This is a genomic window from Desulfobulbus sp. (assembly GCF_030824455.1).
In the GTDB taxonomy this organism is placed as follows: domain Bacteria; phylum Desulfobacterota; class Desulfobulbia; order Desulfobulbales; family Desulfobulbaceae; genus Desulfobulbus.
On the sequence record NZ_JAVBXR010000119.1, the window covers coordinates 1 to 22,946 of the forward strand.

The window sequence follows — 22,946 nt, forward strand, 5'->3', positions numbered from 1 at the left end:
TTCACCTGCCAAGTGAGTTTTCAGGACAGGCGGATATTGCAATATTTTTACTGAAATTTCAATATGTTGATTTTAATTTTACGTTGATTTTATAGATGTTTTTTCACTGAACCAGGTATGCTCTAAAGAGATTTACGATGTCTCCGACTGGAAAGAGGAAAACATAACAGTTCAATAAGCAGACTTTTTTCCGCCATATCATCCCGTGTGGGTGGACATTTTTTGCACTTATTCATATCTGAGGGCCGAAAAATGGAATTAGTGCTTATCGGATTTCCGCTTATTGTGCTGTTTGGTGTGGAATGTGGACAAACAACCTCTCATCCCATCAAATCCGTGCTCAGATACCGCTCGCCGGTGTCGGGCAGGATGAACACGATCCGTTTGCCCTGAAACTCGGGTCGGGCGGCGAGCTGCAAGGCCCCGGCCAGGGCCGCGCCGCCGGAGATGCCGCAGAGGATGCCTTCCCGTCTGGCCAGGGTTTGCGCCTGACGGATGGCCTCGTCGTTTTCAACGGCAACGATCTCGTCGACCACCGACCGCTCAAAGTTGCCGGGCACAAATCCGGCGCCAATGCCCTGAATTTTGTGCGGTCCGGGTTTGCCGCCGGCAAGCACCGGCGAGGCGGCCGGTTCCACCGCCACGATGCGTATTGCCGGATGCTGCTCCTTCAGAATACCGCCCGCGCCGCTGACGGTGCCGCCGGTGCCGACTCCGGCGACCAGGGCGTCGATTCGCCCCTCGCATTGCCGCCAGATCTCCGGCCCGGTGGTCCGCCGGTGCATGGCCGGGTTGGCGGGGTTGGAAAATTGGTCCGGCATCCAGGCCCCCGGCGTCTGCCGCTGAATTTCGCTGGCCCTGGCGATGGCGCCTTTCATGCCCTCGGCCGCCGGGGTAAGCACCAGCTCAGCCCCCAGATGGATCAGCAGTTTGCGCCGCTCGATGCTCATGCTCTCCGGCATGGTGAGGATCAGTCGGTACCCCCGGCTGGCGCTGACAAAGGCTAGGCCAATGCCGGTGTTGCCGCTGGTCGGCTCGACAATGGTCCCGCCCGGTTGCAGTATCCCCCGGTGTTCGGCGTCGTCGATCATGGCCAGGGCCACCCGATCCTTGATGCTGCCCAGCGGATTGAAGGATTCGACCTTGGCCAGCAGTTCGACCCCGGTCTCGGCGCTCAGGCGTTGCAGGCGGACCAGCGGGGTGTCGCCGACGGCCTGGGTGAAATCAGTGCATAGGTTTTTCATGTTGTTGTCCTCTCAGGTTTCGACAGGGAGCGGCCAGGAGCTGCCAAGATCGGCAATTGTGGGCGGGCCGCCATAAACTGCGGCCTCACGCAACCTCTGGGTGGAGATAGGGTTCGATGTCCACCGCATCAATCTGTTCCGGCCGCATGTACTGCGCGGCATAGTCGCGATAGACGCCGGCGCGCAGGAACAGCGCAAACAGGTCCGGATCAATATGCTGGTTGTTCTTCATCCGGGCCATGATGTCGATAGCTTCCGACAAGGTTTTGCCCTTTTTGTAGGGCCGGTCGGCGGCGGTGAGCGCCTCAAAGATGTCGGCCACCGCCACCATCCGGGCCGCCACGCTCATGTCTGCGGCCTTGAGCCTTCTCGGAAAGCCCGTTCCGTTCATCTTTTCGTGGTGGCTGCCTGCAATTTCGGGCACTTGACGCAAGTGTTTGGGAAAAGGCAGTTGCGACAGCATGATGATGGTCTGGATGATGTGTTCGTTGATTTTATAGCGTTCCTCAGGGGACAGCGTGCCTTGGCCGACCGCAAGGTTGTGGAGTTCGCCCCGGTTGTACAGCCATTCAGGAATTTCGACCCGAAAACGCCACGGGTTGTCCGGCGGGATGCGATCCTGCGGCCGGCGCGCAAACAGGTGCTCCGGTTTGTCCGCGAGCAGGGGCTCGACCACCGGCAAGGGGGATGCCGGCATGCGGGCCTTGCGTTCCAATTCTTCATGGGAAACACCCAGCCGATCATCCAGGGTGCGGATCCAGGTTTGCGCAGCAATGGCCTGCAAACGCTCGACCGCCGCAACCGTCATGGATTCGCCGCCTTCGTTGCAGCTGGCGACAAAGGCAAAATCATCGTCGAGCTGCCTGAACGCTTCTTGCAGCCGCGTCTGCGCCGTATGTTCATCCTCGACGGCGGCGATGGCTTTGAGGCAGGCAATTTCGGCGTCGCGCTTGAGCACCTCAAAACGCATCCGCACTTCATGAATCCGGTCGTACAGGGTTTCCAGCTTGGTCGCCTTTTCGATGACATATTCGGGGGTTGTCACTTTGCCGCAGTCGTGCAGCCAGGCGGCCACATGGACGCTCTCCCAGCCTGCGGCGTCCAGTTGAAATGCCTTAAACGGGCCGGTTGTTTCTTGGCAGGCGGCGTGGGCCAGCATTTTGGTCAACTCCGGCACGCGCGTGCAATGCCCGCCGGTCGAGTGACTTTTGGCGTCGATTGAACCCGCAAGCATCTGGATGAAGGCCGCGAACAGCTCCTTCTGGGCGCCGATAAGCTCACGGGTTTCGAGGGAAATGCTGGAAGAGTTGGACAAGGCGTTCACAAACGCCAAGCGGGTGGCGCCGATGGGGGTCTTCCTTTGCAGGAGCAGCACGCCAAGCACCTGCCGCTGACGATTGATCAGCGGCACGACCACGCTGAACGGGGCCTCGGTCTGCCGGATCAGGTCGCCAATGCCGGTCGTTTCTTCCGTTTCTCCCGCCTCTACTGCCTTTTCCGCCTGCTCCGGGAACAACGCCCCGGTCAGGGTGATCTGTTGCCGGATGGCCTGCTGGATCAACGACGCGTTGCCCTTGATCGGGATCGGCCCCAGTCCCTCGGAGAGGTCGGCGCCGTCTCCGCTCAAGGCCACGGTCGGCACGAGTTCGTCCTTGTCCGCCAGATAGAGAACGCCCGCCTGGCCATCGCTTGCCGACAGGGTTTCTCGCAACAGCAGGGGCAGCAAGTGTTCGAAATCCTCTTCGGCGGCCACCGCCTGGGTGAGGTCAAGAAAGCGGCGGATGGCCCCTTTCATGCCGCCCATGGTGATCGAGAGTTCGTCCACCTCCTTGACCACCGAACGGAGCTGGATCGGGGTCGAGAATTCGAAGCGGCGGATCGATTCAGCCTCTTCGGCCAGTCGCCGCAAGGAGCCGGAAATGGCTCTGGAAATGCCCCAGGTGATCGGGACGGCAACCAGGAGAATCAAGAGGGTGAGGGTGATCGAGGTGGAGCGAAGCCGCAGGGCGGTGGCGAACAGTTCGCGATCCGGGATGGCCATGGCCAGAAAAATGGGTTGGCCGCCGTCGATGAAAATTGGATGGATGCTGAGCCGCCAGTTCTCGCCTGCAATGCTGATTCGGCTGTTGTGCGCCTTGCTCCCGTCAAGTTGCCCGAGAACGGGCCGCAGGCCGTGCAGGGCGGGAACGCCCAGGTCGTCGAGTTGCTTCAGGTGGGGCGGACCGTCGGGGGCGGCGTCAACGGTTGTCTCTCGGGCGGCGTCTTCGTGCGCCAACACCAATCCGCTGGTGTTGACCAGGGCGAGATGGCTGCTTGGCGTCACTTTTTGCCGGGCCAAATTGGCTTCGATGGCGCCCAGGAGAATGTCGACGCCCACGACGCCCTTGCCGTTGGCCATACGCTGGGCAACCGTAACGCCCACCTTCCGGTCTAAAAAAAACAGATAGGGCGCGGTCGTGACCAGGCCCTCGGAAGCCATGCCGCTGGTGTACCACGGTCGGGTGCGCGGGTCAAAACTGGTAGGATACTCGGGATGCTCATCCGCGTGCAACACGGCAAAGGCGGCGTTGAGATACACGTAGGCGCCTCTCGCGCGCCCCTGGCCCTGTTCAACGCTCTGCACCATGAAACGCGTGCCAGGCGGCGCGCCTAGGCTTTGTCGTTGCTCATCGTTTTGTATTTGCCGCACAAACAGGAAATCCCCCGATTCGTAGCCAACGAATACGGAGGAGAAGTTGTCGGAACTGGTCAATGCGTGCCGGATCGCGCCCAGCCTGCGCCAACGGCTTGGCAGGTTCGTGGCGTCGCCGACAACGTCATGGCCAAGCAACCCGGCGGCCAGGCCCGCCGGAGCGATAACGCCCCGGATTTCATTGACGATATTCTGGCTGATTTTTTCGGTTAGCGCCGTAGCCGACGCTTCCAGCGCGTCGCACGACAGCTTGTAGCCGACCCAGGCGGTGACGCCCCCCACAAGCAGGACCACAATCAGAAAAAGGGTCAGAATATGGATATGGAGGGGGAAGCGGCGGTCCATAGCGGCCAGGGCGACTCTGTTGGCGGCAACGCGCATGGCGCGATGTCAGGCCGGATCGGCCCCGCACCGGACCAGGGCGGAAACAGGATGGGACAAGGCCGCGCGCTCCGTCATGTCAATCGCCCTCCTGTGCGCCGATGTAGACCAGCTTGGGTTGCTCCAGCATCACCCGGGTGTCCGGGCCGATTGATTCGGTCAGCCAGACGTTGCCGCCGATGATCGAGCGCGCCCCGACCACGGTCTGGCCGCCGAGGATGGTGGCGTTGGCGTAGATGATGACGTCGTCCTCAATGGTGGGATGGCGCTTGACGTTGCGCAACCGCGCGCCCGCATCCTTGGGCAACGACAAGGCCCCCAGGGTGACGCCCTGGTAGAGCCGCACCCGGTTGCCAATGGTGGTGGTCGAGCCGATCACCACCCCGGAACCGTGATCGATGAAAAAATCAGACCCGATGGTCGCCTCGGGATTGATGTCGATGGCGGTGCGGTGGTAGGCGTGCTCGCTCATGATGCGGGGAATGAGCGGCACTCCCAGCTCATGGAGGCGGTGCGCCAGACGGTAGATCATGGTGGCGAACAGGCCGGGATAACTGAAGATGACCTCGTCCGAGTTGGCGGCGGCCGGGTCGCCGGTGAGAGTGGCGTCGATGTCCGATTCGAGCAGGCTGCGGATTTCGGGCAGGCTGTCGATCAAGTCGGCGGCGGTCTCGTAACTGCGCTCGCCGCAACGGCTGCACAGCTGGTTGTGACGAAAACAGTCGTGACGGATGGCCGAGCTGATCTGCCCGGCCAGATTCTCATACAACAGGCTGACCTGCTGCCCCAGATGATATTCCAGGTTCTCCGGGCGGAGGATCACCGTCGAGAAAAAACCGGGAAAAAGGATGCGCTGCAACAGCTCAATCAGGTCGATGACCTCGTTTTTCGAGGGAATCGGCACCGGTTCGATATGGCTGGCCCAACTGCCGCTTTTAAACCCCTCGCTGAGTCGCGCCACCACCGCCGGTATCGGATTGCGCACCGCATTGGCGGCAATCGACTCGCTGCCGCAGGAGCCGGCCAACACTTCTTTTTGTCCCATAATCAGCTCTTCCTGAAAAAATCGGTTCACGCCACCCGCTCCACCATCATGATGCCGTAGGTTGCCCGCAGGTTTTTGAAGGAGCGGACAATATTGCCTTTAAAATCGTGGTGGTGGGTGTTGATCGCCACCTCGCGCACCGTGCGCACCCCGGAGATGCGCAGAAAACGTTTGAAGTCCCGGATGGAAATCACCCGGATGTTCGGGGTGTTGTACCACTCGTAGGGCAGTTGGTCGGTGATCGGAGCCATGCCGGTGAACAGGATCTGCAGCCGGGCCGACCAGTGGGCGAAATTGGGAAAACTGACGATCACCCGCTTGCCGATCCACAGCAGGTCGCTCAGCAACTCCTTGGGATCGCGGATTTGCTGCAGGGTCTGGCTGAGCACCACCACGTCGAAACGGCCCTCGGGGTAATCGCAGACCTCTTTACGGAAATCGCCCTGGAGTACGGTCAGGCCGCGCTCAATGCATTTGGCCACCTTTTCCTCGGAAAACTCGATCCCTGTGCCTTTGATCTGCTTGTGTTTTTTAAGATATTCGAGCAGGTCGCCGTGGCCGCAGCCCAGGTCGAGCACCCGTGAGCCCGGTTCGATCCAGGAGGCGATGACCTGGAGATCAAAGCGCATGGCCTCCAATTCCTGGTTATAGGCAGTGTTCATTATAGACCCGATCAAGAAAACCGCTGATTAAACCGTCCAATCGAGAGTTGGGCAGAAGAAAGGCGTCGTGCCCCCACTGGGCCTCGATTTCACAAAAACTGACGTCGCTGCCGTTCTTTTTCAGGGCCGAGACAATCGCCCGTGACTGGTAGGTGGGGTAGAGCCAGTCCGAGCTGAACGAGATCACCAGAAAGGAGACCCCGGCCAGGGCCTCATTGACCAGCAGGTTGCCGCCGCCGCGTTCAAGATCAAAATAATCGGCGGCCTTGGTGATGTAGAGCAGCGAGTTGGCGTCGAAACGGTTGACGAATTTCTGCCCCTGGTGATGGAGATAGCTCTCCACCTGGAAATCGCCGGTGAAGTCGAAGGACAGGGCGCTGCGGTGCAGCCGGCGGCCGAACTTCTCGCGCATCGATTCGTCGGAAAGATAGGTGACATGCCCGATCATCCGCGCCACCGCCAGACCGTGGGTCGGGCCGGGGCCGTCGTAATAGTCGCCGTTGTTCCAGTCCGGATCGGCCATGATCGCCTGCCGAGCCACCTCGTTGAAGGCGATGGCCTGGGCCGAATGGCGGGAGGTGGTGGCCAGCGGAATGGCCGAGGCCACCATCTCGGGATGATCGGCGCACCAGCGCAGCACCTGCATGCCGCCCACCGAACCGCCGATCAACGACATCAGTTTGCTGACGCCCAGATACTCGATCAAGCGTCTTTGGGCGGTCACCATGTCTTTGATCGTGACCATGGGGAAGGCCAGACCATAAGGTTTGCCGGTCTCGGGATTGATCGACGAGGGGCCGGTGGAGCCGCAGCAGCTGCCAAGGATGTTCGAGCAGATCACAAAATAGCGATTGGTGTCGATGGGTTTACCCGGCCCGACCATGTTGTCCCACCAGCCGGGCCGTTCGTCGTCCTGGTGCAGATATCCGGCCACATGGGAATCGCCGGAAAAGGCGTGGAGGATGAGCACGGCGTTGGTCCGCTCGGCGTTGAGTTCGCCCAGGGTTTCGTAGGCGAGCGTAATCGGACCGAGGCGGGCGCCGCAGTCCAGCACCATCTCATTCGGCGGCTCGGCAAAGGTGAACGTTTTGCGTTCAACCAACAGGCGCTTTTCCGCCGTCCCCACCGCGCCGCTCATGGTTGCCTCACTGCTTGGCTGACTCGTGCGGTCAAGATAATTGTCCCACAAAGTGGGAGCTCGCCGCGCTGTTTTCCTGATCGTTTCATGGGTGGAGTTATAAGCACAGGCCAGGGGATGCGCTACAAGAAAGTACGCCGGGACGCAAAGAGTGCCTGCGTCCCGGCGGCGGGCGGATCAGCGATCCGAGGGGAAGATGTCGCGGAATCCGGTGTAGTAGGAAAGCAGGGTCACGGCCATTGCCGGCAGGCCGGCGATGGGGATGAGCACGAGGAGGAGAAAGAGCATGCCGCCGCTGTGCCCGGACACCAACGAACCGAGGCCCGCTGCCGCCAGCCCAAACAGCATTGAAGCCGCCGCTCCGAGCAGAAAAAAGACCAGGCCGTAGACCAGAAAGGCCGCCCAGTTTTTCAGCGTTGCCCGCAAGCTGAGCTTCAGGCTGTCCCAGGCGGGCAGATTTTCCAGGGCCACCAGGCAGGGGGCAAACCAGAAGGCCATCATGCCCGGAATCAGCAACAAAAGGACCACCAGGCTGCCCAGCAGGAGTGACGACGGGTGCTGCGCCATCATGGCGGCCGCCTGTTGGCTGTTGCCTCCCATCATCGGGCCCCAGAAGTCGATGCCGACAATGAGCACCATGACGCCGCCGAGCAAGAGCGCTCCCAGGATATACAAGGCGCCAACCAGAAGCAACTGGTTGCGGTTGCGGCTGAAGCCCTCAAAGAGGGTTGCAGTGGTGAAATCGTCGTTATGGCTTTGCCGCTCGGCCGCATACATCAACCCGCCCGTCAGCACAGGGCTGACCAGCCAGGAGAGCAGGTTGCCCAGGAGCGGGATCAGGGAGAGCGGAACCATAATGAGCGCAAACACCAGCAGCATGCCCATCCAGCGCCACGGCGCCTCCAGGAACATGGCAAGGGCTGCCTTCACCCACTGCCAGCCGTGCGAGGCAGGCGTCTTGACGGGTTCGACCTCGCCGGGCGGCGTGGCATTGCGGGGACCCGAGTCGGCGGAGGCGCGGTTTGATTGGGACCGGTCGTTTCGGCGCGGCGCGGCGCTCCTCGAAACGCTGTGGTTGGCCGACTCCTGATGTGGGGATTGCACGGATTCGGAAGGAGGCGGCGGATGAGGCGCGGCGTCCTCCTGCGAGGTCTCGGGGGGCTTTTCGAGTTCGAGTCTGGTCGCGGTAGGCGATTCAGGTGGTTTAGGTGGTTCTGGCGGTGCAACCGGCATTGGCTGACAAGGCTGCAACTCCACCGCCACGCCGATGGCGGTCAGCGCTGCCCGGTATTGCTCCGCCACCTCAGGGCTGACGCCTTTTTTGACAACCGTCGGCTTGCCTGCGGCGAGCAGCCGCTCAACTTTGGCGCTGTCCAGTCGGGTCAACGCCGCCAGTTGCTCGACGGCCGTCGCAAAATCGGTTCCCGTCAGCAAGGCGCCAGTTAATACAATATTGAAGGTCTCCACAACAGTCCGTCTCCTTGCATCCATGCAAAAGTAGTTCAGGCGAGTCCGCAGGGCGGCTCGTGCCGCTTCATGAGCCATTCGGCGAAAGGCCCGGGAGTATACAGTAAGGCCTGCACGCCTGGTTGCATCAGGCCGGCCGGTCAAATGACGCGTTCACGGGCAACAGATGCACAGCGATTGAATTTTTGTATGAAATTGACGGGTTAAAGTCAAAGACTCTTTGCTGTTTTTGTGTGGAGCCTTGGATTGCAAGGGCTTGGGGCGGCGTGGGGCGGCTTGGAGCGGGGAGTTGTGTTCGGGTTTTGGTTTGCCTGGCCTGGGCGCCGCGCTGGCCGGATGCGAGCCGTTTGGGGATTTGCTCGCATCCCCCGTCGGGCTGGCAGGCTGGCAAAGGCTGTGGGACCACCGCGAGGTCGTCGTACAGGGCAGCCCTCAGGACAGGGCGCGTTGCATCCGTTGCAGGGCCTCGCCAAGGAGGGCGCGCGAACAGCCAAAGTTGAGGCGGACAAAGCCGGGCAGGCCGAATTCAGCCCCGTCGGAAAGGCCGACGCCGGCCTGCTCGAACAAGCGGCCCGGGCGACTGATCCCGGTCTGGCGCAGATCAAGCCAGGCTAGGTAGGTGGCCTCGATTTGGGCCACGGTCACACCGTTCATGTCGGCCACGGCCCGCATTATCAGCTCCCGGTTGCCGCGCAGGTAGTCAAGCAAGGCCAGCCGCCACGGTTCGCCGAAACGGTAGGCCGCTTCGGCGGCGGCGTAGCCCAGCAGGTTGACGTGGGGAACAATGCCGTCCATGGCCCGGTGCAACGATTGCCGTAGGCCGGGGTCGGCAACCACGGCAAAGGAGCAGCCCAGGCCGGGGATGTTGTAGGTCTTGCTCGGGGCGTGGAGGGTGACGGTCCGGCGGGCGATCTCCGGCCCCAGCATCGCCAGGGGCAGATGGCGTTTGTCGGCGTCCAGGATCAGGTCGGCGTGGATCTCGTCGCTGCACACGAGCAGATCGTGGCGCAGGGCCAGTTCGGCCACGGCGCGCAGTTCCGGTTCGGTCCACACCCGACCCACCGGATTGTGCGGGTTGCACAGAAGCAGCAACCGGGTTCTCGGGCTGATTGCCCGCTCCATGGCCTCGATGTCCATCTCCCAGTGCAAACCGTTTTGGCGGAGCGGCACGGTGACGGCGGTCCGGCCCATCAGGGTCGGCGCACTCATAAACGGCGGATAGATCGGGATGCAGGTGAGAACCTCGTCGCCGATGTCGCCCGCCGCCCGACAGACGACGTTGAGCCCGCAGACCAGACCGGGCAACCAGATCAGCCATTCCGGCTCAATGGCCCAGCCGTAGTGTTGTCGAAGATGGTCGGTTACTGCCGCGGTCAACGAGTCCGGGGCCAGGGTGTAGCCAAAGACGCCGTGGTCGATCCGGGCGTGCAGGGCCGCAAGCACCGCCGGCGGCGAGCGGAAATCCATATCCGCCACCCACAGGGGGATGACGTCGCGGCCCTGGTAACGGTTCCATTTCAGGCTGCTGCTGGCGCTCCGGTCCGGGACGGCGTCAAAATCAAAGGCGGTTGTGTTCATTTTTGTGCTCCCGCGAGTCCGCAACCTGCGGATTGAAGAGGGCGTCGCCACAGATAAACGGCGAAGCCAACAACCGCCAGTTCCAGGGCAAAAGACCAGTGGAGGATAAAATTGAGCCACCACGGTTTGTAGAGGGCCGGTACGGTAAACAACGAAAAGCGTTGGTTAACAAAGGGCGCGAGCCACCAGATGTCGCCGACAATGCTGTCCAGGACCATATGCGCCAAGCCGTTGAGTGTAAAAATAAAGGCCAAGGCGGCATGGCATTGTTTTCGTCCCGACAGCAGCCATACGCCTGCCGCGAGCGACAACCCGAACCAGAAGAGAGGGAAATGGATGAAATAGGTGTGATGGTGATGTTGGCGGTGATCGACCAGATGGAAGTAGAGCATGTCGAAGTCGGGTGCAACGGCCCCCAGCATCCCGGCAAACAAAAAACGTGTTCCCTGGGTTCCCGCCCACTGAAGGCGCGGTCGGAGCAGGGCTGAAATGATGTAACCCGCAGGAAGGTGGCCGATAAACATGGGCTGGGTCTTACGTCTCACTCTTACGTCTCACTGGGCGCGCGGCAACCGCAAAAGGCGCGCCGCGCACCCTCCAGACGACGGCATGGCGCGTCAGTCTGGAAGGCGGGCGGCGGAATCGTGCCGCGCGAGACCAGGGGAACCCTAATCCCTCGTCAACTGCCGATAGCGGATGCGGTGCGGCTGGTCGGCGTCGGCGCCTTTGCGTTTTTTATAATCCTGCTCGTAATCCGAGTAGTTGCCCTCAAACCAGACCACCTCGGAGTTGCCCTCAAAGGCCATGATGTGGGTGGCGATGCGGTCCAGGAACCAGCGGTCATGGCTGATGACCACGGCGCAGCCGGCGAAGCTTTCGAGGGCCTCTTCCAGGGCGCGCATGGTGTTGACGTCGAGGTCGTTGGTGGGCTCGTCAAGCAGCAACACGTTGCCGCCCTCTTTGAGCATCCGGGCCAGATGCACCCGGTTGCGCTGACCGCCGGAGATCTCCCCCACCTTGTTCTGCTGATCGCTGCCGGTGAAGTTGAACTTGGCCACGTAGGCGCGGGCGTTGACCTCGCGGGTTCCCAGCCAGATGGTTTCCTGGCCCTCGGAGATGACCTCGAAGATGGTCTGCTTGGGATCGAGCGAATCGCGGTTCTGGTCGACATAGGCCAGCTTGACCGTCTCGCCGATGCGGATGGCGCCGGAATCCGGCTGCTCCTGACCGGTGATCATCCGAAACAGGGTGGTCTTGCCGGCGCCGTTGGGGCCGACAATGCCGACGATGCCGCCGGGCGGCAGCGAGAAGTTGAGGTTGTCCACCAAGAGCCGGCCGTCATAGGCCTTGCACAGGTTCTCGGCCTCGATCACCAGTTTGCCCAGGCGCGGTCCCGGCGGGATGTAGATTTCCAGGTCCCCGGACGCCTTTTCGCTCTGCTGGTTGACCAGATTCTCGTAGGCGGTGATGCGGGCCTTGGATTTGGAGCGGCGGCCCTTGGGGCTCATGCGGATCCACTCCAACTCGCGGCCCAGGGTGCGCTGACGCTCGCTCTCTTTCTTCTCCTCCTGGGCCAGTCGCTTCTGCTTCTGCTCCAGCCAGGACGAATAATTGCCCTTCCAGGGGATGCCCTGGCCGCGATCCAGCTCCAGAATCCAGCCGGCCACGTTGTCGAGGAAGTAGCGGTCATGGGTGACGGCGATAACCGTGCCGGCATATTGCTGGAGGTGCTGCTCCAGCCAGGAGACCGATTCGGCGTCAAGATGGTTGGTGGGCTCGTCCAACAGGAGGATGTCGGGATTTTTCAAGAGGATGCGGCACATCGCCACCCGCCGCTTTTCGCCGCCGGAGAGCACCCCTGTCTTCATTTCCGGGGGCGGACAGCGCAGGGCCTCCATGGCCATCTCCAGGCGCGAGTCCAGGTTCCAGGCGTCGGTGGCGTCGAGCTTGTCCTGCACCTTGGCCTGACGATCCAACAGGGCCTGCATGGCGTCGTCGTCCATGGGCTCAGCGAATTTTTCGTTGATGGCGTTGAACTCGTCCAGCAGATCCACCGTGGCCTGGGCGCCTTCCTCAACGATCTCGCGCACCGTTTTTTCCGGGTCGAGCATCGGCTCCTGGGGCAGGTAATCGATGGTGAAGCCTTCGGAGAGGATGGTTTTGCCCTCGTGCTCCTTGTCGATGCCGGCCAGGATGCGCAGCAGGGTGCTCTTGCCCGAGCCGTTCAGGCCCAGCACCCCGATCTTGGCCCCATAAAAATAGGACAGGGAGATGTCTTTGAGGATCTGCTTCTGGTTGTATTTCTTGCTGACTTTGATCATCGAATAGATGATCTTGTTCGGTTCGTTGGCCATGCGCTCTGCTTCCTCTCTGCGGATATTTCGTTAAAATGCCTCGGTTGGGCGCCGGGGACGTTGTCGTGGCGTCGCTGTGCGTCGGCGGCTTGGGCAAGGCGTTCACGCCTTTTATGCCTCTGCCGCCGTGCGCCTCGCCATCTTACCCGCAACAGGCCGGTCCGGCAATTCTTCTTGGCCACATAATGGCGCAATGGAGCCGCCGGCAGGGCGGTAGCTGGTTGCCGCTTCTGGCGCTAGGGTCGGGTTTCCGGGAGAGTTTCCGGGTCGGTTTCAAGATCCTGATACGCGGCGACGACAAAGCGCGGGGTGCAGACCGCAAGAAAGATGAGGTCAATCGCGCCGGTGTTGGCGATGCGCTGGCGGCAACCAGGCGGAATCTGCACGGCGTCGCCGGGGCCGACCGGCCTGGGCGGTTGGTCGCCGATCTCAACTAGGCCGTTGCCCTGGAGGATCAGATACCGTTCCCGAATGGCCGCAAGGCTGTGCCAGTGGGTGGTGCGGCCGGCTTCCACGCGGGCGCGGGCCACGGACACCGCCGGGTCCTCGGGGGTGTTGTGCAGTTCAATGATGAAACAACCTTCTTCAAAGTAATACTCGTCGCTCGCCATGGTTTTGCTCCGTGGTTGATCGGCCGCTGCTCAATTCAATTGATGGCCAGGAAAACGCCGAACGCCGCCAGGACGGCGCCGGCGCATTTTTCGATTCTGAAGATCCACGCGCCTAGCCAGGTTTTGACGCGGTTGTTGCCCAGGGCCGCCGCCAGGCCTGCGTCCCAGAACAGCACCAGCGCCGCCATCCACAGGCCGTACAGGGCGCGCGCCCCGAGGCTGGTCTGCGGCGAGACCATGGCCGTGAACAGGCTGAGGTAGAAAACCGCGTTTTTGGGGTTGAGCAGCCCCGACATGAATCCCAGGGCAAACTGGCGCCGCAGGCTGGGAACATGGAGCGCCGAGCCTACGCCGCCGTTGTCCAGGGGCCGCATGGGCGCGCGTAGCAGCAGGACGCCGATGTAGATCAGGTAAGCCGCGCCGAGCGCGCGCAGGACGAGCATCAGCTCCGTCCATTGCCGCACTGTTTCCAGGCCCAGCACCGCCAGGAGCAGGTAGACCGCATTGGCCCCGGCAATGCCGGCGCAGACCGCGAAGGCGTACCGCAGCGGCAGGCGCAGGGCGGTCTGCAGGATGAGAAAGAAATCTGGCCCTGGGCTGAGCAGGGCCAGGAAATGGGCCGAGGCAATAAGTAGAAACTCCATGAACTCCTCCGTTTTTTCGGGGGAGCATAGCCGGTTGCGGCTGGCAATTATTGGATAAAATTGACCTGGTATTCCCTCGGGGTGACTGTGGTCATGGCCTTAAAGTGGCGGTGGAAATGGCTCTGATCAAAAAAACCGCATTCCAGGGCGGTCTCGCCGATGTCGCGGCCCTGCTGGAGAAGGCGTCGGGCCTGGTTGATCCGGCAGTTCATCCGGTAGGCGTGGGGGGTGATGCCGGCGGCCTCCTTGAATTGACGGATCAGGGTGCAGGCGTTGGCGCCGAGATCGGCGGCCAGATGCTCCAGGGTGAGATCATCGGCGAGGTCGGCGGCTAGCCGGGCCTTGAGCTGCTCGACCCGCTGGGCGATGGATCGGATCGGTTCACCGGGTTCGCAGGTTCGGAGAAAGATTGCCGTGGCCAGGTCAATCAGATGCTGTTCCTTTTCGAGCAGCGGGCTGTTTTCGGTCAGGATTGCCACCGCCGCAAGGTACTGGTCGTACAGGGCCGGATCGTCGAGCAGGGAAGAGCGCGTTGGCGCAAACCGTTCGCTCTGCCAGAGCGATTGCTGCACCCGCAGGCACCAGTCGGTTTCCAGGTAGAGCATGCAATAGCTACGCGGGGCGGCGTTGTCCTGATTGCAGGCGTGCAGGGTTTCCGGGTTGATCAGGGCCAGCGCGCCGGGTCGCAATCGGTGGCTGCGGTCTTCCACCCGGTAGAGGATCTCGCCCTGGGTGACCGCGCCGATGCTGAAGCAGCCGTGGATATGGGGTTTGAAGGTGCGGACGCTGGCCTGCGAGACGCGGCATTCGACAAAGGGCAGACGGGGATCGGTGAAAAAATGTTCCTGGCGCATGGCGACGCTCCTCTCAACGAGGCTTGAGCCTGAACCTGGACCTGGACACGTGCGGCCCTAAACCTGTTGGCCCCGCGCCGTGAGCATCGGCCACAACTGGGACAGCAGCATGCCGGCGAGCATCAGGCCGCAGCCGGTCAGGGCCCGGCCGGAGAGCATCTCGCCCAGCAGCAGCCAACCGCCGAGGGCGGCAAAAGGCGATTCCAGGCTCAGCAGAATGGCGGCGTGCGAGGGGTGGGCCTTGCGCTGCACCACCACCTGCAGGGTGTAGCCCGCGCCCACCGAGCAGACGCCGCCGTAGAAAATGGGCACAGCCGCGTCTCGGATGGCCTGCAGGGTGATGGTCTCAAGGAACACTGCGGTCAGCAGGCTGAGCGCACCGCACACGAAGAATTGGACCATGGCCAGACGCACCGGCACGGTTCGGGGCGAGAGCCAGGACAGCGCCAGCACGTGGCCGGCCCAGAAGATCGCGCCGATCAGCTCCAGCAGGTCGCCGGGTTCGAGCCGGAAATCCTGAGTGACGCTGAGCAGATACAAGCCGACAGCGGCTGCTGCGGCCCCGATCCAGGTGCCGGCATTGGTCCGCTGCCGGAAAAAGAGACCGATCATCGGCACCAGCACCACATACAGCCCGGTGATGAATCCAGCCTTGCCGGCGGTGGTGTATTGCAGGCCAACCTGCTGCAGGGTGGCGGCGATGAACAGCACCACCCCGGCCAGCAGCCCGGCCTTGGCCAGGGGGATTTGCTGCTGTTTGGGAGCCAGGGGAACCGAGCTTCGGCCCAGGGCCAGCGGCAACAGGCAAAGGCCGCCGAGGATAAAACGGATGCCGTTGAAGGCGTAGGGGCCGAGGTGGTCCATACCGACCCGCTGGGCGACAAAACCAAAGCCCCAGATGAGCGCGACCAGGAGCAGGAGCAGATCGGCCTGGGCGGTAGCGTGTTTTTCTCCTTGCATTCTTACCGGTGTCCTGTTTTCCTTGAGGAAAAGTTGTTGTTTGGAGAAGGGGAAAAGAAGACGCACGCCTCCCTTTTCCGGACAAAAAATCAAACTCTTGCGGAGCGTACACATGTCGAAATTTGTTCAGCTGACGACGGCTGCGATGATCCTGGCCGCCGTTTCCGGATGCGGCGTTCAAAAATATGTCGGCTTGGAGGGCGACGACCGGACCGTGTACAGCGGGCCAATGTATCCGGCCACCAGCAAAATAGCCATTGCTTTTCAACCGGCGCAGGTGGGCAAATCCTGCCGGGTCTTTGCCGAAGCCCTGGCGCAGTTTCCCGCCAACGCCACGGGCAAGGACATTGAATCCGCCGTGCTCGGCGAGGCCGGGAAACGCGGCGCCGAGCAGGTGCTGATCGGCCGAAGCCGGCAAGCCGAGGACGACGAAGGTCTGCAGTTTCTGTACTTCGGCCCGACCCACGAATACCTGTGCTCGGATCAGTGCGGCGGCTGGAGATTTGGTTACGAATTCTGGGAAAAACAAGGGGAATGGGTGTCGCTCGGCTATGGCCAATGGGGCAAGAGCGAGGCCCGTTTTGAAAGCCCGCTGGTCATGCAGATGGTGATGCTGCGCTGCCAGTAAGGCGCGGCTGAAATCGTGTTCTCTTTCTCAATCAAGCGAATAATGAAGCGCAGCGCAAAACCTTGCCGACAAAGGTTTGAGATTTCTCCTCGCTGTGCTCGTCGGGATGACAGCCCCAAAGAAACGCCTGAAAAACGATTGTTTTATCCCTTGGCCAACGTTCTTTTTCTGTCATCTCGACCGAAGGGAGAGATCTCGCCTTTATAGGACAAGCAAACACGGTTCGCTTTTGCAATGGAAAGAGCATTAAACACCAACGACCGGGTCGGAAACACTTTCCGGCCCGGTCGTTTCGTTGTTGCGGCGGATGTTCGCGCAACCTGCCGAAGGCGCCCGGCAGATCACGCATCTTTTTTTACTCCCTTTCCACCCGAATCACCTGCACGGCGGCCATCTGGCGGATGCCGCTGCGGGTGACCCTCGCCCCCTCGACCACGGCGATAATCTCGCCGGCATGGACGTATCCCCATTCCCGCGCCATGGCCAGCGAGCGAAAGACCATTTCGGTGCGCCCCAGATCCTCGCGGATGATCAGCGGAAAGATGTTGTTGTACAGGCCCGCGTGCCGCGCCACATGCAGCGACTTGGTCACCAGCAGGGTCGGGGCCTTGCGGTTCCACTTGGAGAGAATCGGATAGAGCGTGCCGTCCGGATCGATCAGCAGGGTGGCGCTGGTGGTGCTGAGATTGGCCACCACCGAAAGGGCCGGGTAGACCGCCGCATCCTTTTCCAGTTCCTCGACGTGTTCGGCGCTGGGGCGGGAGTAGCGCTCCTCCTCGCAGATGATTGAGGCCATGGTCCGCACCACGTTGACCGGGTCGACCCCGGTGGCGGTCTCCTGCGACAGCATCACCGCGTCGGTTCCCTCCTTGATCGCCATGCTGACGTCAGTCACCTCGGCGCGGGTTGGTCGGGCGTTGACGGTCATCGAGTCGAGCATCTGGGTGGCGGTGATAACCGGGGTGTTCATCTCCCAGCAGAGTTGAATGATCCGCTCCTGGATGCGCGGTACCCGCGCCGCCGGCAGTTCAACCCCCATGTCGCCCCGGGCGATCATGATCGCGTCGGCCACCTCGATGATCTCGCGGATGTTCTGCACCGCCTCCGGCTTCTCGATCTTGGCCACCACCTTGAGATTGCGTTTGCCCGAGGACTTGATGTAGTTCTTAATCCGCCAAACGTCCTCGGCGCTGCGCACAAACGAGAGCGCCACGTAATCGATGGAATGGTTGAGCCCCCAGTCGAGGTCCTGCCAGTCCTTCTCGGTGACGCTGGGCAGCGAGAGCGCGGTGGAGGGCAGATTGATGCCCTTGCTCGATTTCAGCATGCCGCCGACAATCACCTCGCAGTGCACCTCGTCCGTTCCCTCCTTGAGCACCCGCAACTCCAGCAACCCGTCGTCGAGCAGCACCGGATCGCCCACGCGCAGATCGGCCAGAATAATCGGGGTGATGGTCGAGATCCGGTCCACCGTGCCTTCAATCGGTTCCGCCTGAATCACCAGCACCTCGCCGGTGAGCAACCGGATGGCCCCGTCCTGCATCAAGCCGGTGCGGATTTTGGGGCCGCACAGGTCCTGGAGTACGGCAATCGGCTTTTCCCAGGCCTTTTCCGCCTCGCGCACCGCCATCAGGGTGGCCTCGTGGGCCTCGTAGGTCCCGTGCGAGAAGTTGAGCCGGGCCACGTCCATGCCGGCCAGGATCATTTTGCCCAGCATCTCCGGGGTGTTGCTGGCCGGGCCGATGGTGCAGACGATCTTGGCCTTTTTGTTGACGCTGGTGTGTTCCAGCCGGGGAATGCTGGCCAGCCGTTTGAACAGGTCGTCGAAATCAAAGGGCTTGGCGATCACCCCCAGCACGTTGGCGGCCTCGCCCAGCCGCTCCAACATCTTCGGGTCGTCGGGAGTGGAGGTGATGATCAGGATGGGCAGGTGCGGACTGACCACCTGGATGGCCTCGATGAACTTGAACCCGTCCCAGTGCGGCATTTGGATGTCGCTGAGGATGACGTCGTAGGCGCTTGAGGTGGCCCGCTGGAACCCCTGGTGGCCGTTGTCGGCGGTGTCGACGATAAACCCTTCCTTTTCCAGACGGGTGCGCAGCAGGTGTTGGGTGGGTTTGGAATCTTCAAGAACGAGAATGCGCATGGCAGGCTCCAGAGCGGATTTCAGGTTGTTTTCAATGATTCTCTGTAGCATAGTGGAAAAACGACAAAAGAGGCAAAGGGAAATGTCCGGGGTGGGTGGGAACCGGCGGATTTCCCGGTTGCGGTGATCGCAGGATGAACATTCGGGGAACCCCCGAAAACGTGGAGGAAGGTATGCAGGTGATTCTTGATTTATGTCTTGTGCCGCTGGGCGTGGGCGTGTCAGTGTCCCAATATGTGGCCGAGTGCCACCGGGTGTTGCAGGAGGCCGGGTTGAAACACCAGCTGCACGCCTACGGGACCAACATCGAGGGTGATTGGGACGCGGTGATGGCGGCGGTCAAGCGCTGCCACGAACGGGTGCATGAGATGGGCGCGCCGCGCATCACCACCACCATCAAGCTCGGCACCCGCACCGACCGTGAACAGACCATGGCCGACAAGGTGCAGAGCGTGGAGAAGAAGCTGCAGTAGGGTTTTGAGGTGGAATGATGCGGCTTGCAGGGGAGCGGGCACCGAAGGAGTGCTTTCGGAGGTAATGGTAGGTGCATAGTATTGTTGAGGATATTTTTAGGGAAATCCTCAGGTTTGTCTTCTGCGTGGTCCTCGGGTGGTTTTTCTTCTGGACCGGTGAAATTGTTCTCACTGTTGCATCATTTGGATGGCATCGTCCACGGTGGGACGGGTATTCAGGCGCCGGCGCCTTGAAATGGGTGTTTTCTGAGACGGCTCTTACCGCATTGGGCTTTGCCTTTTGGCTTGCAACCTTTCCCTTGGCCTACGATTTTTTCACCAACTTATAGAAATAACGTTCGTTACATCCGCGATTCCACCAATTCCTGCGCCGCCCCCTGCCAGGCGCAGGCCCCGCAGTATAGGCGGCCTGGATTGATCGGGGCCGCGTCCGCCGCAATCCTGTCCGGCTGGGCAATCACCGGGTTGCGCTCCGCATCCATCTGAAAAACGATCCGTTCGCCCTGGCGGGTGGAGACGAACAGTTCCGAGCCGCATTTTGGGCAGGCCAGCAGGTCCATGGTTTTCAAGCTCCTCGGTGGCGGCTATTGCAGGGCGGCGTCATCGAGAAATTCGAGCGACAGGTTTTCATCCTCGCCCGCCGACAGCCGATACTTGCCCCGCTGCAGCAGGGTGATGCCCTGGCCGGCGGCGGCCGCCTGGATGGCGGCAAAGAGATGCTGCGCTTCGTCGTCGCCGGTCTCGACGTTGACGTGGAAAAAGAGCATTTCCCCCACCTCGCCAAACTGCAGCAGCACCGGGTTGTGCATCAGAAACACCAGGTCGTCGTAGGCGTAGGTCACTTCAAGGCCGATCTGTTCCAAGAGTTGCTTGACCGCGCCCAGCGGTCTGTACGGGAGTGCCATGGTTCTCTCCTTGTTTGGCGCGCCGCGGCGACGAGAGCAAGGTCAAGGGAACCGCCGATGCCCGTGGCCGTCTGAACCTTTTCTCGTTTGCGGAGGACGCGTGTGAATTATTATTTGCCTGATCCCTCTTTGGGACTGTAGGTTCGGATCGACTGAACGCCGCTCCAGTCGTAATAGCTGTTGATCATCTTGCCGTCCGCTTCCTCGGTGATGCGGATAAACCCCTCGCCGAGAAACAGCACGGCGTTTTCAAACTGTCTGCCTTCATTGATCTGTAACGCCATGCCGTTGCGCAGTTTGCGCGATAAGGTGCCGTGCACCGGCATGGAGGCGTATTCCAAAATTTTTTCCCATGTTGCTTGCATCTGTTGTGTCTCCTGTCGCGCCCTCCGTTGAGAACGGGGAAAGACAGTTCCCTTGACCCTGGATAAAGCAAGCGTCGCGCCAGGAACGGGATGATTGATCTTGTCTTGTGTTTTCAGTGAGTTGACGTGCGGGTGGTCGCGCGATCCAGATGGCCCGCGTCGCCTGCAGACGGCTGCTTGTGGATTGTTGTTCAATAGGGTGGAAGGTGCGACGTTTTTGTCGATCCGGGGCGGCGAGATGCTGGCGCCGCTGGCTGATTGGTTCGGTTTTGCGGCTATTGCTTGAGCATGCGCGGCCAATGCTGGTATACTGGCCCTCATTTTTTTGCAAAGGAGCTTTCCATGGCGCATGAATTACACCTTGATTTGGCCGTGCTGGGCGGCGGGCCGGGCGGATACGCGGCCGCCTTCCGCGCCGCCGACCTGGGCCTTTCGGTCTGCCTGATCGAGCAGGGCGGTCGGCTGGGCGGGACCTGCCTGAATGTGGGCTGCATTCCTTCCAAAACCCTGCTGCACGCCTCTGCGGTGATTGAAGAGGCGCAGGCGGCCGCCGAATTCGGGGTCTGTTTCGGCTCGCCGCAGATTGACCTGGACGCTCTGCGCAGCCACAAGGCCAGGATTGTCAGCCAATTGACCAACGGCCTGGACGGACTGTGCAAGGCCCGCAAGATCACCCGGCTGATCGGCCGTGGAACCTTTGTCGAGCCGCAGATGCTGCTGGTTGACGGCAAGGACGGCGAAACCAGGGTGCACTGCGCCAACGCCGTCATTGCCTCCGGTTCGCATCCCTTTGTTTTGCCTGGGTGTCCGGACGATCCCCGCATCTGGGACTCCACCGACGCCCTGGCCCTGACCCGCGTGCCCGAGCGGCTGCTGATCGTCGGCGGCGGCGTCATCGGCCTGGAGATGGCCCAGATCTACGGCGCGCTGGGCGCTGCGATCACCATCGTCGAGCTGCAGAGCCAGATCATCCCGCCGGCGGACCGCGACCTGGTGCAGCCGTTGTTTTTGAAGTTGAAGAAGCGCTTCCGGATCTGCACCGAAACCAGGGTGGCGGCGGTCGCCGCCCAACCCGCCGGGATTGAGGTGGTGCTTGAGGGCAAAACCGCGATTACCGAAACCTTTGACGCAGTGCTGGTGGCTGTCGGGCGACGCCCCAACACCCAGGGTTTGGGTTTGGAGACCATCGGCCTCTCGCTGGACGAGCGCGGCTTTATCCCGGTCAACCAGCGCCAGCAGACCGCGATTCCCCACCTCTACGCCGTCGGCGACGTGGTGGGCGAGCCGATGCTGGCCCACAAGGCCACCCATCAGGGCAAGGTTGCCGCCGAGGTGATTGCCGGCCGTGACGCGATCTTTGCCCCCCGGTCCATTCCCGCCGTGGCCTACACCTCGCCCGAGATTGCCTGGGTGGGGCTGACCGAAAAAGAGGCGGAACAGCAGGGGGTGGCGTATAACAAAGGCAAGTTCCCCTGGGGCGCCAGCGGCCGAGCCCTGAGCGTCGGCGCCGGCAATGGGGTGAGCAAGGCGCTGTTTGACGTCGCCACCGGCCGCATCCTGGGCGCCGGCATCTGCGGCCTCAACGCCGGCGAACTGATCCACGAGGCGGCCCTGGCCCTGGAGTTGGGGGCCACGGCTGCGGACATCAGCAAAACCGTGCACGCCCATCCCACTCTGGCTGAAACCTTTGCCTTTGCCGCCGAGATGGTCGAAGGCTCGATCACCGACGTCCTGCCGCCCAAGAAAACGGGCCGGGCCAAATAAACGGAATCCGACCATGCGCCTGACCCTTGACGCCCCCCTTGACATGCACCTGCACCTGCGCGAGCAGGAGATGCTCGACCTGGTGGCGCCGTTCAGCGCCGCCCAGTTTGCCGGCGGGGTGGTTATGCCCAATCTGATCCAGCCGGTGGACACCCTGGCGCGATTGCGCGACTACCGAGCCGCCATTCTCCGGGCCTGCGGTGGCGCGTCCTTTCATCCCTACATGACCCTGTTTTTTCGAGAATACAGTCGGGAGGAACTGATCGAGGCCAGGGGGGAGATCATCGGGCTCAAGCTCTATCCGGCCGGGATCACCACCCAGAGCGAGGCCGGGGTCAGCGATTTCGACCGGATCGGCCCCACCGTGGCCCTGCTCGAAGAGCTGGGCATCCCGCTGCTGGTCCACGGCGAGACCAACGGCTTTGTGATGGATCGGGAACGGGAATTTCTGCGCGTCTACCAATGGCTGGCCGAGACCTTTCCCCGCCTGAGGATTGTGATGGAGCACATCACCACCGCCGAGGCGGTTACCTTGCTCGACAGGTATGACAACCTCGCCGCCACCGTCACCCTGCATCATCTGATGATCACCCTGGACGACGTTGCCGGCGGCCTGCTCCAGCCGGATCTGTTCTGCAAACCCATCGCCAAGACGCCCCGCGACCGCGACGCCCTGCGTCAGGCGGTGTTCGGGGGGCATCCCCGGTTGATCTTCGGATCGGACTCGGCCCCGCATCCCCGCCATAAAAAGGAATGCTGCGGCTGTGCAGCTGGGGTCTTCTCCGCGCCGGTGACCCTGCCGATGCTGGCCCAGCTGTTTGAGGAGGCGGAGCGGTTGGAGCGGCTGGCGGATTTTGTTTCGACCAACGGAGCCCGGTTTTACCAGATAACCCCGCCGCAAAAATCCGTGGAACTGCTCCGCACGCCCTGGCGGGTTCCGGAACTGTGCGGCGCGGTGCGCCCGTTTCTGGCCGGGCAAACCCTGCGCTGGTCCCTGGACGAAGGCAGCCGGGGTCGGGAGTGATTGGAGCGAAG

Annotated in this window: 22 protein-coding genes; 4 read left to right on the plus strand and 18 right to left on the minus strand. The window is 61.9% G+C overall.

The annotated features are described in order from the left end of the window. Nucleotides 1–320: 320 nt before the first annotated feature. From cysK to RCH93_RS16070, 13 genes are all read right to left on the minus strand, one after another. Entirely contained in the window at nucleotides 321–1,244 is a 924-nt protein-coding gene (gene cysK / locus RCH93_RS16010; RefSeq protein WP_306549428.1) for a cysteine synthase A, read from the minus strand. 85 nt (nucleotides 1,245–1,329) lie between these two features. Continuing rightward, a complete protein-coding gene (locus RCH93_RS16015; protein ID WP_306549429.1) occupies nucleotides 1,330–4,317 on the minus strand; it encodes an HD domain-containing phosphohydrolase in 2,988 nt (995 codons plus the stop codon). 79 nt (nucleotides 4,318–4,396) lie between these two features. Continuing rightward, nucleotides 4,397–5,392: a serine O-acetyltransferase gene (locus RCH93_RS16020; RefSeq protein WP_306549430.1), complete on the minus strand. Its 996-nt coding sequence runs from the start codon at nucleotides 5,390–5,392 to the stop codon at nucleotides 4,397–4,399. Continuing rightward, a complete protein-coding gene (metW, locus tag RCH93_RS16025; RefSeq protein ID WP_306549431.1) occupies nucleotides 5,389–6,024 on the minus strand; it encodes a methionine biosynthesis protein MetW in 636 nt (211 codons plus the stop codon). The genes RCH93_RS16020 and metW overlap by 4 nt, the downstream gene beginning before the upstream one ends. Next, nucleotides 6,008–7,162 (minus strand): homoserine O-acetyltransferase, encoded by a 1,155-nt coding sequence (locus RCH93_RS16030; protein ID WP_306549432.1) that lies wholly within the window; start codon nucleotides 7,160–7,162, stop codon nucleotides 6,008–6,010. The genes metW and RCH93_RS16030 overlap by 17 nt, the downstream gene beginning before the upstream one ends. A gap of 177 nt (nucleotides 7,163–7,339) precedes the next feature. Next, nucleotides 7,340–8,629 carry a BPSS1780 family membrane protein gene (locus RCH93_RS16035; RefSeq protein WP_306549433.1) on the minus strand — a complete coding sequence of 430 codons (1,290 nt, stop codon included), beginning with the start codon at nucleotides 8,627–8,629 and terminating at the stop codon, nucleotides 7,340–7,342. A 432-nt stretch (nucleotides 8,630–9,061) separates the two neighbouring features. Beyond that, nucleotides 9,062–10,207, minus strand: coding sequence for a MalY/PatB family protein (locus RCH93_RS16040; RefSeq protein WP_306549434.1), 1,146 nt, complete (start codon nucleotides 10,205–10,207; stop codon nucleotides 9,062–9,064). Next, nucleotides 10,204–10,752, minus strand: a complete 549-nt coding sequence (locus tag RCH93_RS16045) for a metal-dependent hydrolase (protein ID WP_306549435.1) — start codon at nucleotides 10,750–10,752, stop codon at nucleotides 10,204–10,206. Before RCH93_RS16045 ends, RCH93_RS16040 begins: the two co-directional genes overlap by 4 nt. 123 nt (nucleotides 10,753–10,875) lie before the next feature. Further along, entirely contained in the window at nucleotides 10,876–12,561 is a 1,686-nt protein-coding gene (gene ettA / locus RCH93_RS16050) for an energy-dependent translational throttle protein EttA (protein WP_306549436.1), read from the minus strand. A 236-nt stretch (nucleotides 12,562–12,797) separates the two neighbouring features. Further along, nucleotides 12,798–13,172 carry a cupin domain-containing protein gene (locus RCH93_RS16055; RefSeq protein WP_306549437.1) on the minus strand — a complete coding sequence of 125 codons (375 nt, stop codon included), beginning with the start codon at nucleotides 13,170–13,172 and terminating at the stop codon, nucleotides 12,798–12,800. A 35-nt stretch (nucleotides 13,173–13,207) separates the two neighbouring features. Beyond that, a complete protein-coding gene (locus tag RCH93_RS16060) occupies nucleotides 13,208–13,816 on the minus strand; it encodes a LysE family translocator (protein ID WP_306549438.1) in 609 nt (202 codons plus the stop codon). 47 nt (nucleotides 13,817–13,863) lie between these two features. Next, on the minus strand, nucleotides 13,864–14,670 hold the full coding sequence (locus tag RCH93_RS16065; protein ID WP_306549439.1) for an AraC family transcriptional regulator: 807 nt from the start codon (nucleotides 14,668–14,670) through the stop codon (nucleotides 13,864–13,866). Nucleotides 14,671–14,727: 57 nt separating this feature from the next. Next, nucleotides 14,728–15,630, minus strand: coding sequence for a DMT family transporter (locus tag RCH93_RS16070; RefSeq protein WP_306549440.1), 903 nt, complete (start codon nucleotides 15,628–15,630; stop codon nucleotides 14,728–14,730). A gap of 112 nt (nucleotides 15,631–15,742) precedes the next feature. On the opposite strand from RCH93_RS16070, the gene RCH93_RS16075 reads away from it, so the two are divergent. Then, a complete protein-coding gene (locus tag RCH93_RS16075) occupies nucleotides 15,743–16,258 on the plus strand; it encodes a hypothetical protein (protein WP_306549441.1) in 516 nt (171 codons plus the stop codon). A 31-nt stretch (nucleotides 16,259–16,289) separates the two neighbouring features. On the opposite strand, the gene RCH93_RS16080 is transcribed toward RCH93_RS16075, so the two are convergent. Further along, nucleotides 16,290–16,607 carry a hypothetical protein gene (locus RCH93_RS16080; protein ID WP_306549442.1) on the minus strand — a complete coding sequence of 106 codons (318 nt, stop codon included), beginning with the start codon at nucleotides 16,605–16,607 and terminating at the stop codon, nucleotides 16,290–16,292. A gap of 6 nt (nucleotides 16,608–16,613) precedes the next feature. Next, on the minus strand, nucleotides 16,614–18,404 hold the full coding sequence (gene pyk / locus RCH93_RS16085) for a pyruvate kinase (RefSeq protein ID WP_306549443.1): 1,791 nt from the start codon (nucleotides 18,402–18,404) through the stop codon (nucleotides 16,614–16,616). Nucleotides 18,405–18,577: 173 nt separating this feature from the next. Here pyk and RCH93_RS16090 point away from each other — a divergent pair, with 173 nt between their 5' ends. Further along, nucleotides 18,578–18,877: an MTH1187 family thiamine-binding protein gene (locus RCH93_RS16090; protein ID WP_373693311.1), complete on the plus strand. Its 300-nt coding sequence runs from the start codon at nucleotides 18,578–18,580 to the stop codon at nucleotides 18,875–18,877. Between the two features lie 341 nt (nucleotides 18,878–19,218). Here RCH93_RS16090 and RCH93_RS16095 read toward each other — a convergent pair whose 3' ends face one another. From RCH93_RS16095 to RCH93_RS16105, 3 genes are all read right to left on the minus strand, one after another. Continuing rightward, nucleotides 19,219–19,446: a hypothetical protein gene (locus RCH93_RS16095; RefSeq protein WP_306549445.1), complete on the minus strand. Its 228-nt coding sequence runs from the start codon at nucleotides 19,444–19,446 to the stop codon at nucleotides 19,219–19,221. A 15-nt stretch (nucleotides 19,447–19,461) separates the two neighbouring features. Further along, the gene (locus tag RCH93_RS16100) at nucleotides 19,462–19,782 is read right to left on the minus strand and encodes a hypothetical protein (RefSeq protein WP_306549446.1); all 321 of its coding nucleotides are present in this window, start codon (nucleotides 19,780–19,782) and stop codon (nucleotides 19,462–19,464) included. Nucleotides 19,783–19,892: 110 nt separating this feature from the next. After that, on the minus strand, nucleotides 19,893–20,147 hold the full coding sequence (locus RCH93_RS16105; protein WP_306549447.1) for a hypothetical protein: 255 nt from the start codon (nucleotides 20,145–20,147) through the stop codon (nucleotides 19,893–19,895). Nucleotides 20,148–20,489: 342 nt separating this feature from the next. Between RCH93_RS16105 and lpdA the strand changes: the two genes are divergently transcribed. Further along, nucleotides 20,490–21,911 carry a dihydrolipoyl dehydrogenase gene (lpdA, locus tag RCH93_RS16110; RefSeq protein WP_306549448.1) on the plus strand — a complete coding sequence of 474 codons (1,422 nt, stop codon included), beginning with the start codon at nucleotides 20,490–20,492 and terminating at the stop codon, nucleotides 21,909–21,911. Between the two features lie 13 nt (nucleotides 21,912–21,924). Beyond that, nucleotides 21,925–22,935 (plus strand): dihydroorotase, encoded by a 1,011-nt coding sequence (gene pyrC / locus RCH93_RS16115; protein ID WP_306549449.1) that lies wholly within the window; start codon nucleotides 21,925–21,927, stop codon nucleotides 22,933–22,935. The last annotated feature ends 11 nt before the right edge of the window (nucleotides 22,936–22,946 follow it).

What these genes read in the sequence shown, in the direction of transcription:
- metW (WP_306549431.1), bottom strand. Translation starts at nt 6,024, where the DNA reads ATGAACACTGCCTATAACCAGGAATTGGAGGCCATGCGCTTTGATCTC.
- RCH93_RS16090 (WP_373693311.1), top strand. Translation starts at nt 18,578, where the DNA reads ATGCAGGTGATTCTTGATTTATGTCTTGTGCCGCTGGGCGTGGGCGTG.
- pyrC (WP_306549449.1), top strand. Translation starts at nt 21,925, where the DNA reads ATGCGCCTGACCCTTGACGCCCCCCTTGACATGCACCTGCACCTGCGC.
- RCH93_RS16070 (WP_306549440.1), bottom strand. Translation starts at nt 15,630, where the DNA reads ATGCAAGGAGAAAAACACGCTACCGCCCAGGCCGATCTGCTCCTGCTC.
- RCH93_RS16030 (WP_306549432.1), bottom strand. Translation starts at nt 7,162, where the DNA reads ATGAGCGGCGCGGTGGGGACGGCGGAAAAGCGCCTGTTGGTTGAACGC.
- RCH93_RS16075 (WP_306549441.1), top strand. Translation starts at nt 15,743, where the DNA reads ATGTCGAAATTTGTTCAGCTGACGACGGCTGCGATGATCCTGGCCGCC.
- ettA (WP_306549436.1), bottom strand. Translation starts at nt 12,561, where the DNA reads ATGGCCAACGAACCGAACAAGATCATCTATTCGATGATCAAAGTCAGC.
- RCH93_RS16060 (WP_306549438.1), bottom strand. Translation starts at nt 13,816, where the DNA reads ATGGAGTTTCTACTTATTGCCTCGGCCCATTTCCTGGCCCTGCTCAGC.
- lpdA (WP_306549448.1), top strand. Translation starts at nt 20,490, where the DNA reads ATGGCGCATGAATTACACCTTGATTTGGCCGTGCTGGGCGGCGGGCCG.
- RCH93_RS16055 (WP_306549437.1), bottom strand. Translation starts at nt 13,172, where the DNA reads ATGGCGAGCGACGAGTATTACTTTGAAGAAGGTTGTTTCATCATTGAA.
- RCH93_RS16015 (WP_306549429.1), bottom strand. Translation starts at nt 4,317, where the DNA reads ATGCGCGTTGCCGCCAACAGAGTCGCCCTGGCCGCTATGGACCGCCGC.
- RCH93_RS16065 (WP_306549439.1), bottom strand. Translation starts at nt 14,670, where the DNA reads ATGCGCCAGGAACATTTTTTCACCGATCCCCGTCTGCCCTTTGTCGAA.
- RCH93_RS16100 (WP_306549446.1), bottom strand. Translation starts at nt 19,782, where the DNA reads ATGGCACTCCCGTACAGACCGCTGGGCGCGGTCAAGCAACTCTTGGAA.
- pyk (WP_306549443.1), bottom strand. Translation starts at nt 18,404, where the DNA reads ATGCGCATTCTCGTTCTTGAAGATTCCAAACCCACCCAACACCTGCTG.
- cysK (WP_306549428.1), bottom strand. Translation starts at nt 1,244, where the DNA reads ATGAAAAACCTATGCACTGATTTCACCCAGGCCGTCGGCGACACCCCG.
- RCH93_RS16105 (WP_306549447.1), bottom strand. Translation starts at nt 20,147, where the DNA reads ATGCAAGCAACATGGGAAAAAATTTTGGAATACGCCTCCATGCCGGTG.
- RCH93_RS16080 (WP_306549442.1), bottom strand. Translation starts at nt 16,607, where the DNA reads ATGCGTGATCTGCCGGGCGCCTTCGGCAGGTTGCGCGAACATCCGCCG.
- RCH93_RS16040 (WP_306549434.1), bottom strand. Translation starts at nt 10,207, where the DNA reads ATGAACACAACCGCCTTTGATTTTGACGCCGTCCCGGACCGGAGCGCC.